The organism is Dysosmobacter segnis, from assembly GCF_014297285.1.
GTDB lineage: Bacteria > Bacillota > Clostridia > Oscillospirales > Oscillospiraceae > Oscillibacter > Oscillibacter segnis.
The window spans coordinates 26,002-35,239 of record NZ_JACOQI010000025.1 but is presented as its reverse complement, the minus strand read 5'-3'; the positions used below and the strand labels follow the sequence as shown (position 1 = coordinate 35,239).

Genomic DNA, 9,238 nt, shown 5'->3' with positions numbered 1-9,238 from the left:
AAATTAAAACCCGTAGAAAAATCCACGGGTTATTTAATTGCTTAACTTTAATACACGAAAGGAGGGAACGGCAATTCCTCACCGCCCAATGCTTCACATTGGACGGTGTACCCTTGCCGTAACAATGGAACCGGATCTGAGACTGTCGATAAAGTGGTAAATTCTCCGCGACGGTAAGGTAGGGCAGCCGTTAGCGGCTCCGCCGCTTTACGGATGCCGCATACCCCTTGCGGGTGAAGGGTGTGCGCGGGAAACCCAAGAAAGGATACACCGTCGGCTCAAGCCAATCAGCGGATACTGCACAACCGCTGATTGGGAGCCTTCCTCGAAACAGGCTCACTTGATCCGCCACCGGCGGTGTTTCGCCTGTTTCCCTACGCCATTGAAATTCTAAGTTTTCAGAACTCTTAGAAAGTTCTGAAAACTTGCTCAGCGGGGCAAAAAGACTTTTTTGACACGCTGAATCGCCGGTTCAATGAACCGGCGATTTTACTATAACCCAACGCTTTTCGGTATGCGTGGCGCTTTTTTCGGGACTTGAAGCTCGTCCGGCGTTTCTGAGGCTGCCTTATCGTGAAACCGCCAGCCTTACAGGCTGTTGACGGCAGTTTCCAGTTGACGCATGGCCTGTTCCAGAATGCTGCGGGGACAGGCAACATTGAGCCGCATATACCCGTTCAGGCTCCGGCCGAAGGCGCAGCCGTCATTGAGGCCCAGCTTTGCCTTCTGGATCATGAAGTCATGAAGCGCTTCGTTGCTCAGGCCCAGATCCCGGCAGTCCAGCCACATGAGGTAGGTGGCATCGGGGGCGTAGGTCCTAATCTTGGGAATGTGCTGCTTGCAGTAGTCTACCACAAAGTCGAAGTTGGCGGAAATGTAGGGCAAGAGCTGCTCCAGCCATTCCTCGCCTTCATTGAAGGCCACCTCCATGGCGGTGACGGAGAAGGCGTTGTTGCGGTGGATATCCATGTCGGTCCAGAATTTGTCGAACATGGCCTTCATGTGGGCGTTGGGGAACACCGCGGTGCTGGCCTGAAGACCCGCCAGATTGAAGGTCTTGGTGGCGGAAATGCCGGTGACCACATTGGCGGCGATCTCAGGGGAGAGGGAGGCGGTGGGAATGTGGCGCTTGCCGTGGAAGATGAGGTCGGAATGGATCTCGTCGCTGACCACCAGAACGTGGTGCTTCAGACACAGCTCCATCATCCGGCGCAGTTCCTCCTCCGTCCAGACGATGCCCAGAGGATTGTGGGGGTTGCACAGCAGAAAAATGTCCGCGCTCCGGAGCTTTTCCTCGAAGTCGGCCCAGTCCACCGTCCATGCGCCGTCCTGCTCTACCAGCTGATTTTCAATGACGTGCCGGCCGGCCAGTTCAGTCATGTCATAGAACTCGCCGTACACGGGGGTCTGGATCAGAACATTGCCGTTCTGGGGGGTATAGAGCCGGATCATGACGCTGAGGGTCTGGACCACGCCGGGACTGAAGCTCATGAGGGCCGTGTCGGTGTCCCAGCCGTTGCGGCGCTTCTGCCAGTTCTTCACGGCCTCGAAATAGCTGGCGGGCCGGGCGGTGTAGCCCCAGATGCCCTCCTCGGCCCGGGCCTTCAGCGCGTCGATGACGGGCTGGGCGGTCCGGAAGTCCATGTCCGCGATCCACAGGGGGATCACATCGTCTGTGCCGAACTTCTTGACCCGCTCGTCGTACTTGGCGGAGAGGTTTTTGGACCGGTCTACCACTTGGTCGAAATCATATTGCATGACTCCCACATCCTTTCTTTGCGTGTTCGGTGGCACGTCTGTGTGCTTTGACTGATTACTAAGCAAGAACCGTGCCAAACCACCGGGGCGGCGTGACCGCGAGAGGAAACCCATTGGAAACCGGAAAAGCGTATGAAATATCCGGGAGGGATTTTGGCAAATCGCCAAAATCCCTCCCGGACACTGCGGCTGCCCCGGAAAACAGGGCCGCGCACGATCGGCTTTTATTGGCTGAATTGGTATAAATGGTTATAGCTGTTTATCTTTGACCGATTTCCCACAGCTCCCGGCCCTTGGGCGTCAGCTGGCTGCCGCCCCGGCCCCGGCTGACGTGGGCCAGCCCCTGCTCCGCCATTTCGGAGAGGATGGTCCGGACCTCCTGCTGAGAGAGGGGAACATGGGACTCCCGGGCCTTTTGCAGCAGCTTGTCCCGGCCCATGGGTGTCCTGGCCTCGGAGGCCGCATACAGCTGGGCGAGCACGAACCGGAAGGAATCCGACATGGAGGGGGCCGGCGCGTCCTGCCGCGCTGCCGGGGCGGACGCCGGACGGGAGAGGGCGTCCCCGGAGAGCAGCAGGGTGGGGGGCAGGTCCTCCATGGTGATGTCCCGGTGGTCGGTATAGATGAAGTATTCCACCACGTTCCGCAGCTCCCGGATATTGCCGGGCCATGTGTGATGGCGGAAAAAGTCCTGCACCGGCTCCGTCAGGCGGAAGTCGCCGTTCAGCTCCCGGCGGAACTGCTCCATCAGCAGGAACATATCGTCTCCCCGCTCCGTCAGGGGTGGGATGACTGCCGGCAGGGTGTTCAGCCGGTAGTAGAGATCCCGGCGGAAAGTGCCCTCCCGCACCTTCCGTTCCAGCGCCTCGTTGGTGGCGGCCACGATGCGGACGTCCACATGGATGATGCGGTTGCCGCCGACCCGCATGACCTCCCGCTCCTGCAAGGTCCGCAGCAGCTTGATCTGAAGAGCGGGGCTCATGCCCTCCACCTCGTCCAGAAACAGTGTGCCCCTGTGGGCCAGCTCAAAGAGGCCGGGGCGGCCGCCCTTTTTGGCTCCGGTGAAGGCCCCCTCCTCGTAGCCGAACAGCTCGCTTTCCAGCAGATTCTCCGGAAAAGCCGCCACGTTGATGGCCAGAAACGGCCCGGCCGCCCGGCGGGAGGCCCGGTGAACGGCGTGGGCGAACAGCTCCTTGCCGGTGCCGGTCTCGCCGATCAGAAGAATGGGACTTTCACTGTTGGCCATCCGGGTCAGGGTCTCCTTGGTCCTGCGGATGGCCGCCGACTGTCCGATCACATCGTCAAAGCTGTATTTGGCGTAATAGCCCTTGTGGAGCAGTTGGCCCCGCAGCTCGTTCTGCCGGACCTCCACGTCATTGAACCGCTGGAGCAGGGCGAAGGCGCCGATACAGGCGTTCTGCCGGATGACCGGAACCACCTCCACGCTGAGGTTGACGCTGTTGACCTTGATGACCTTGGCGGGCAGCGTTTGCCGGGCGCGGAGACACGCGGCGAAGGGGATATAGGGAAAGACCTCCTCGCACCGTTTTCCCTGGATCAGCGCCGCGCTGACGCAGGTCATATCCTCTGCCTGACGGCTGCAGGCGAAGATCTCACCCTTTTCGTTGATGCCGATGACGCCGTCCTCCAGACTCTCCAATAAAATATGGAATAGACTTTCCAGACGGACGGACCGGGCAAACATCTGGTCAAAGCTGTAGTTGCTGGTGGCGACGCTGCGGGCGTACTCCTGAAAAGCAGGCCCCTCCAGCAGGGACTCCAGTCCCAGCCGCAGGGCGATCTCGATCATCATGCCGGAGGTGCAGACCCGCTGGCCGATATCAATGACCGTTTCCATCTTCGGCGGGACATAGCGCATCTCGTCCGGGGTCACGGCGATATGGACGTCCTCCTCCAGCGACGCACCGGGGTAGAAGGGGATCCAGTGGATGTGGGTGATGCCGAACTGTTCCAGCTGGGCAATGGCCTCCCGGGCCATGGTCTCGGTCATGTTGACAAACAGCACCTTGCTGCCTGCGGGCAGCTCCTTCAGCTTCCGCAGTTCGCTCCACCGGAAGGATGCCTCGATCGCCATGGTCTGGCTGTCCAGCGGGATGTGCTTGGCCAGCTCCTCCGGGGAACCGTAGGCATCCGTGGAGGCTACAAACAGATCCGCCCGTTCCAGAACGCCTGCGGCGCTGCCGTCCAGCATGGAAAAGACGGAAATATCCGCCACATCGGAAAAAAGTCCGGCGATGTCCTCGCCGTAGGATTTGCCTGCCCGGGGATCTAAGGCGATGACGGAGATCTTCTTTTTGGTCGCCACAAAATCACTTCCTTTGACCAGTTTCTTCAACCATTTAATCATGGGCCGGGCGGTTTTACAAGAGAAATCGCAGAATTTGTCAAAAAAGAAGTTGGCACGGAATCTGCTTTCTATTGTGACGATCTGATATATGGCATCTGAAAAACAAAAAGGAGGAGCGTTTCCATGATCACCAAAGAAGAACTGCTGACACTGCTGCGCCAGGAGGTAGTCCCGGCTCTTGGCTGCACGGAGCCGGTATGCGTGGCTCTGGCCGCCGCAGACGCCCATCATGCCGTGGGGGGCAACATCGTCTCCGTGAAGGTGGAGGTAAACCCCGGCATCTACAAAAACGGCATGAGCGTGGGAATTCCCGGTTTCCCCCGGGTAGGCCTGAACTATGCCGCCGCGCTGGGCGCGCGCCTGAGCAACCCGGAGAAGGGATTGCAGCTGCTGGCGGACATTGATGAGACCGTCACCGCTGACGCCATCGCTCTGGCGGAGGCGCGCCGTGTCACCGTTGCCATCAAGCATGACGAGGCGCAGCTCTATGTCCGGGCGGAGGTCTCCACGGAGGCCGGTACCGGCATCAGCGAGATCCGGGGCACCCACTCCAATATCATCCTCACCCAGCGGAATGATGAAGTTCTGTTGGAAAAGGCATACAGCGCCGGTACACAGGATGACATCCACGCCCGCCTGATGCCCATGACGGTGGCGGAGATCCGGGCCGTGGTGGATCAGTGCAGCGAGGCGGAGCTGGCCCCCATGCTGGACGGCATGGAGATGAACGAAAAGCTGGCGGACTTCGGTCTGGAGCACCGGCTTGGCATCGGCATCGCCGCCGCGCTGCAAAAGCAGGTCACGGAGGGCGCTATGGGCGACAACCTGTTCAGCCGCACTATGATGCGGGTAGCCAGCAGTGCCGAGGGCCGCATGAGCGGCTGTCCCTACGCCGTTATGAGCAGCGCCGGCAGCGGCAACCACGGCATCACCGCCGTTATCCCCGTGGTGGAGATGGCCTATCATCTGGGGGCCTCCAACGAGATGCTGGAAAAGGCGCTGGCTTTCTCCCACGTGCTGAACGTCTACATCAAGTCCTTTACCGGGAAGCTGTCCGCCACCTGCGGCTGCGGCGTTTCCGCCGCCACGGCTGCCGCGGCCGCTATGGTGTGGCTCATGGGCGGCACGGATGAGCAGATCGGCAAGGCCATCATCAATATGAGCGGCAACCTCACCGGCATGATCTGCGACGGCGGCAAGATCGGCTGCGCGCTGAAGCTGGCTACCGCCACCAACGCCGCCATGATGTGCGCCTATCTGGCGATGAGCGATGTGGTCCTCCAGTCCACGGACGGCATCTGCGGCGCGACCCCCGAGCAGGCCATCCGCAATATGGGCCGGGTCAGCACCCCGGGCATGGTGGAGACCGACCGGACCATTCTGGAGATCATGATGGAAAAAAGTCAGGAGGACTGAACGCCGCCTCTGAAAAGCGGCATTCACGGTATCATTGCACTGAAGCAGCAACTCCCGGAGCCCTTGCGTACAAGGGCTCCGGGAGTTCTTTGATGCGTCCGGCATGGACAACAACTAAGCGGAGAAAATTCCTATGACGGGCTGCTGCCGGGTCTTCAGCGGAGGATATTCGCAGCGTTAGCGCCCGTCGGGAAAACCACTGAGGGGATGCGGATAAAAACTTGGGTTATGCTGATAGAGTGAATTTTTGTCTATTGAATGGCGCTATGGCATAGGGACAGGTATTTAAAAATCTAGGTAGATTTTAGCCGTTTCTGTAGAGAACTGTGACTGACGAAAGTATACCTGCTATGAGACAACTTTTAAAAGTATAGGTGGGTCTTTTTTAGAGAGACTGTACCTGCTTAGAGGCGTAATTTAAAAGTATAGGTAGATTTGTGTGAGTCAATAGACTTTAAAATAAAAACAGGGTGTCCACCGATAATGGTGGCACCCTGTTTTTTATGCTCAGTTCTAGAGAAACGAGAGCTCAGAACTGAGTGTAAAAAATCTTCAGAACTGAGTTATAAAACGGATGCGTAAGTTCTGAACAAAGTGTAACCCAAGTCAGTACCAGATTCTCTTTACGTTAGTTCATATCAATCCGGGTAAAGTATTGGCCACTTTGTGTCAAAATCAAACTCCGAATAATCATCTACAGCATATATTCTAGCATCGTCCTTTTCAGCCATATCTAAGAAGGCGGTATCTTCAACGCCAAGATAACAGTACAAATCGAAATTGTCAATGAGGTCAGAAAGCGGATGGATTTTGTAGACTTCCTTGTACCATTCCTGAGCGGTTTCTGAGCAAATACCACGATTTCCGAATTGTTGTCGTATTTCATAGAATTTTCGTCGGAGCATCCATTCAAAAGTGATATCTGCATTGTGATAGACATAGCGAAATAGATGCCTATCTGCTGAACAAATCACATCTGTCATTTTGTCATATGCTTTATGCCGGTCATTGTTATATTCGTTTGTTTCGGTGGAATACCATTTGGCAGTAGGTGATGTGAAATCCTTAAAACACAAGCAGTCATAATAGATAGCCTTATCCACATCTTCCCGCGTAAAAGGCATAGGAATAGTGCGGCGACTGAGCTTACCGAAAAGAACAGTATCGTATGGGTATGACAAAGATGATTGAGATTGACGGAAAGCAGGTGCCATTCAAGGCATCTGCCGCCATTCCGCGTATTTATCGTATTAAGTTCCATCGAGATATCTATAAGGATCTCGATGCGCTCGGAAAGGCAGTCGGAAATGGTGATGAAGGTTCATCCCACCTCGATATGTTCTCTCTTGAGATGTTCGAGAACATCGCCTACATCATGGCGAAACATGCGGATCCTTCCATCCCGGACAGCCCTGAGGAGTGGCTTGATGAATTCAGCACCTTCTCCATCTACCAGGTGCTTCCGAAGATTATCGAGCTGTGGGGGCTGAATGTCCAGACGGATGTGGAGTCTAAAAAAACTTTACGCAACTGACCGCCCGATGACCACACCATTGTTTCTGCTTCGCTGCGTACAGCTCGGCATCTCCATCCGGGATCTTGACTTACTCACAATCGGAATGGTGAACGATATGTACGCAGAAAGCAGCAATGATGAGTACAAAGGTTATGCGCAGATCGCTACGCAGATGGATTTTGATGCATTTTAGCGAAATTTATGTGCCTTATATAATGACAATGTGTTGACATTAGACACATATTTGAGTATACTATACTTGAATGGAGGTGTTCTGTATGGCAACAACTAATTTAAATATTCGTACAGACAAGGCAATCAAGGATCAGGCGGAGGAAATCTTCAATGAGCTTGGTCTGAATATGACAACTGCTGTAAATATGTTCCTGAGAACCGCTATCCGTGAGCATGGTATTCCTTTTGAATTAAAACTGGAAGTACCGAATGATACGACAGCCGCTGCCATTGAGGAAGGTCGAAAAATGATGAAAGATCCTTCTGCTTCGCGTTATTCCAGTATGGATGCGCTCAAGGCAGCTCTCGACGTATGAAATACGATATTCAGTTTACCAATCAGTTTAAAAAGGATTTGAAGCTTGCCAAAAAGCAAAACAAAAATCTTGATAAGCTGTTTGAGGTAATCGATATTCTGGCGAATGGCGGTACGCTGGAAGCCAAATACAGAGACCATGACCTTACAGGCAACTATAAGGGCACGCGTGAGTGCCACATTGAACCGGACTGGTTGCTTATTTATGAGATTTGTGGAGATGTTCTTGTTTTGATGCTTTATCGCCTTGGTTCACATTCTGAGCTTTTTAAGAAATAAGTACAAATCGGAATTTGCAGAGCGCATGGCACGCAGCCATGCCATCGTGGAGCCGGAGCCGCTGACGCAGCAGAACTGCCGAGCATGGAATCTGGAATACGATTATTATCTCACTGTGCAAACGAACGGCGGCGCATGGGAGTATGCACCCTATCAGGGCGACTGCTGCCTGTTGGAGCGCGGAAAAATTGACGCACCTGAACTGATGATCGAAGAAGCGCGGGACGAAATTATGTACACCCACAACCTACGGAACAAGGACTGCATCCCGCTCACGCAAGAGGAGTTTACCCAGAAACTTGCAGACCGAAATGAGATACAGTCATACCGTATGAAGCAATTCCAGCAAAGCGGCCACGACTGTTATCTGGTCATGCAGCTGCATCAGGATGCAGACCCTGCGCTCCGATTTGCCGCCATGCGCTATCTGAATAAGCAGAACCTTGCTCCGTCCATTGAGAATTACGAGATCCTGTACCGGGGCAATCTCCCGGAAGGAAAGCGCAGCGTTCCGCAAGCAGAACTGCTGGAACAACTGTACCAGAAATTCAACTTCGCCTGCCCGACGGATTACCATGGGCACAGCCTGTCGGTCAGCGATGTGATCATGCTGAATCAGGATGGGAAAATCTCGGCGCATTATGTGGACAGCATCGGCTTCAAGGAACTGCCGGGGTTTCTGGATAAAAAGCAGGAGCGCTCTTCTGTTCTGCAAACTCTCAAGGAGAAGTGCGATGCCCCGGAGTGCAACCCCATCGTCTGCCGGAAAGCGAGGGCTGAACATGAACTTTAACCATGAAGAACTCATGCTGATGATGCTCTACAACACCGGCACCCGGATGGGGCTTATCCACGAACTGCGGCTCATGCAGTGCTACCTGATGCCGGACGAGACCGCTCTGCGGGAGTTGTCCGAACAGGTCATCGAAAAGTTGAAACTGCTGACCGATGCGGAGTTTGCCGAGCTGGAATTTCCCCCGGACTGATTTTTGCCGCCTGCGGGCGGCGTACATATACTCTTTTCCTCAACTATGTGATTATGGTGTATCACTCCCCTCTGTTTGCTGTTTCAAAACATTTTTCGCCTTTTTTTCAAAAACGTCTTGGCAAGGATTTATTTCTATGGTAAACTTTTGTAAAAATACATAGGCAAACCCGGCGCAAGTCGGCGACGCAAAGCTATAGGGACCCACCGGGTCAGCCAGTTGCCAGTAAGAAATTGCTGTTTTACTATCGTCAGCAGATTTGCAGGTTTTCCAGAAACAGGAGTTGACAAAGGTGAATACCCAGCGATATACTGACAGCAGAGCAGAGCACCTATAATGCTCTGCCGTTTTTTGCTGTCCGCAAA

The 9,238-nt window shown here is 54.6% G+C and carries 9 protein-coding genes and 1 riboswitch; of the genes, 6 read left to right on the top strand and 3 right to left on the bottom strand.

Annotation, left to right across the window (positions count from 1 at the left end; all coding sequences use genetic code 11):
- Positions 1 to 588 precede the first annotated feature (588 nt).
- Together H8Z83_RS16825 and H8Z83_RS16820 are read right to left on the bottom strand one after the other, a co-directional pair.
- Positions 589 to 1,758 (bottom strand): MalY/PatB family protein, encoded by a 1,170-nt coding sequence (locus H8Z83_RS16825; protein ID WP_187016125.1) that lies wholly within the window; start codon positions 1,756 to 1,758, stop codon positions 589 to 591.
- 259 nt (positions 1,759 to 2,017) lie between these two features.
- A complete protein-coding gene (locus H8Z83_RS16820) occupies positions 2,018 to 4,126 on the bottom strand; it encodes a sigma-54 interaction domain-containing protein (protein WP_187016124.1) in 2,109 nt (702 codons plus the stop codon).
- Between the two features lie 123 nt (positions 4,127 to 4,249).
- Here H8Z83_RS16820 and H8Z83_RS16815 point away from each other — a divergent pair, with 123 nt between their 5' ends.
- Positions 4,250 to 5,542, top strand: coding sequence for an L-cysteine desulfidase family protein (locus tag H8Z83_RS16815; protein WP_187016123.1), 1,293 nt, complete (start codon positions 4,250 to 4,252; stop codon positions 5,540 to 5,542).
- 638 nt (positions 5,543 to 6,180) lie between these two features.
- Here H8Z83_RS16815 and H8Z83_RS16810 read toward each other — a convergent pair.
- Positions 6,181 to 6,645, bottom strand: coding sequence for a hypothetical protein (locus H8Z83_RS16810; RefSeq protein ID WP_187016122.1), 465 nt, complete (start codon positions 6,643 to 6,645; stop codon positions 6,181 to 6,183).
- Positions 6,646 to 6,710: 65 nt separating this feature from the next.
- Between H8Z83_RS16810 and H8Z83_RS16805 the strand changes: the two genes are divergently transcribed.
- The 5 genes from H8Z83_RS16805 to H8Z83_RS16785 all read left to right on the top strand — a co-directional run bounded on the left by H8Z83_RS16805 (position 6,711) and on the right by H8Z83_RS16785 (position 8,873).
- The gene (locus H8Z83_RS16805; RefSeq protein WP_187016121.1) at positions 6,711 to 7,076 is read left to right on the top strand and encodes a hypothetical protein; all 366 of its coding nucleotides are present in this window, start codon (positions 6,711 to 6,713) and stop codon (positions 7,074 to 7,076) included.
- A gap of 260 nt (positions 7,077 to 7,336) precedes the next feature.
- The gene (locus H8Z83_RS16800; protein ID WP_187016120.1) at positions 7,337 to 7,609 is read left to right on the top strand and encodes a type II toxin-antitoxin system RelB/DinJ family antitoxin; all 273 of its coding nucleotides are present in this window, start codon (positions 7,337 to 7,339) and stop codon (positions 7,607 to 7,609) included.
- A complete protein-coding gene (locus tag H8Z83_RS16795; RefSeq protein ID WP_187016119.1) occupies positions 7,606 to 7,887 on the top strand; it encodes a type II toxin-antitoxin system YafQ family toxin in 282 nt (93 codons plus the stop codon). Before H8Z83_RS16800 ends, H8Z83_RS16795 begins: the two co-directional genes overlap by 4 nt.
- Positions 7,888 to 7,912: 25 nt before the next feature.
- The gene (locus H8Z83_RS16790; RefSeq protein ID WP_187016118.1) at positions 7,913 to 8,680 is read left to right on the top strand and encodes a YodL domain-containing protein; all 768 of its coding nucleotides are present in this window, start codon (positions 7,913 to 7,915) and stop codon (positions 8,678 to 8,680) included.
- A complete protein-coding gene (locus H8Z83_RS16785; RefSeq protein WP_187016117.1) occupies positions 8,670 to 8,873 on the top strand; it encodes a transposon-transfer assisting family protein in 204 nt (67 codons plus the stop codon). Before H8Z83_RS16790 ends, H8Z83_RS16785 begins: the two co-directional genes overlap by 11 nt.
- A 152-nt stretch (positions 8,874 to 9,025) precedes the next feature.
- A riboswitch (cyclic di-GMP riboswitch) is annotated at positions 9,026 to 9,100 on the top strand.
- Positions 9,101 to 9,238: the final 138 nt, after the last annotated feature.